The organism is Streptosporangium heterodermiicola (assembly GCF_051390675.1).
Lineage (GTDB): Bacteria > Actinomycetota > Actinomycetes > Streptosporangiales > Streptosporangiaceae > Streptosporangium.
In genome coordinates this window covers 1-1,533 of sequence record NZ_JBPJSR010000072.1, presented here as the reverse complement: position 1 = coordinate 1,533, position 1,533 = coordinate 1, and the positions used below count along the sequence as shown (strand labels likewise).

Below are 1,533 nucleotides of genomic sequence, written 5' to 3'. Positions count from 1 at the left end.
GGGTGAGCAACCTGACGTGCGACACGGTGACGTTCGCGTGGAACGCCTCGACGGACAACGTGGGGGTGGCCTTCTACGACATCTACCACGACGGCCAGCAGATGAAGACGGTGAGCGGCACCACGCTGTCCACCGGCCTCACCGTGGTCCCCGGGGCGACCTGGGGCCTGTACGTCAACGCGCGCGACGCCGCGGGCAACGTCTCGCAGGCGAGCACCACGGTGACGATCACCCCGCCGCAGTGCCAGGCCGACACCCAGGCGCCGAGCGCCCCGACGCAGCTCACCGCCTCCGCGTCGGGAACCACGGTGACGCTGCGGTGGAGCGCCTCGACCGACAACGTCGGGGTCCGCGCCTACGACGTCTACCGCGGTAGCAGCAGGGTCGGCGCGGTCAACGGCACCCCGCCGGTCACCACCTTCGTCGACAGCGGGCTGGCGGGCAGCACGAGCTACCAGTACTACGTGGTGGCCCGTGACGGGCAGGCCAACGTCTCGGCGCGCAGCAACACCGCGACGGCGACCACCGGCGCGGCGTGCGCCAACCCGGTGTGCACGGTGCGGCAGGTCGCGACCGACACCGACATCCCGTGGGGCCTGGTCACGCTTCCCGACGGCACGATCCTCTACGGCCGCCGCGACGCCGACGACATCATCCGCCTCAACCCCGCCACCGGCGCGAAGACGACCGTGGGCACCGTGCCGAACGTGGCCGGCACCGATGGCGAGGGCGGCCTCATGGGCCTGGAGATCTCGCCCACCTTCACCAGCGACCGCTGGGTCTACATCATGCACACCTCGCCGACCGACAACCGGATCGTGCGGATCAGGCTGGAGAACGACAGGCTCGACACCTCCACCTCCCAGGTCCTGCTCAGCGGGATCCTGCGCAACAAGTTCCACAACGGCGGCCGCCTGCGGTTCGGCCCCGACGGCAAGCTGTACGTCGCCACCGGCGACGCGCAGAACGGCGACTACGCGCAGAACACGTCCAACCTGAGCGGCAAGATCCTGCGGATCAACCCGGACGGCAGCGTGCCGTCGGACAACCCGTTCGGCAACCAGGTGTGGAGCTACGGGCACCGCAACCCGCAGGGGCTCGCGTTCGACTCCCAGGGCCGGCTGTGGCAGCAGGAGTTCGGCAACAGCGTCATGGACGAGACCAACCTCATCACCAGGGGCGGCAACTACGGCTGGCCGGCGTGTGAGGGCACCAGCGGCGCCTGCGGCACCGCCGGGTTCATCGCTCCCAAGCGCACCTACTCCACCGCCGCCGGCTCCTGCTCGGGCATCGCCATCGTGCGTGACGTGCTCTACGTGGCCTGCCAGCGCGGCACCCGGATGTACCGCTCGCCGATCAGCGGCAGCGGCCTGCCCAGCGTGCAGGAGTACTTCAACGGCACCTACGGCCGGCTGCGGACCGTGGAGCCCGCCCCGGACGGCGGCCTGTGGCTGACCACCTCCAACACCGGCGACAAGGACAGCACCCCCAACAACAGCAACGAGAGAATCCTGCACGTCACACTCGGCGGCT

General features: G+C 70.1%; 1 protein-coding gene. It reads left to right on the top strand.

Going from position 1 to position 1,533, the window contains the following annotated elements; genetic code table 11:
- A partial coding sequence (locus ACSC1Q_RS42925) for a PQQ-dependent sugar dehydrogenase (RefSeq protein WP_436764502.1) occupies positions 1 to 1,533 on the top strand: 1,533 nt, incomplete at both ends.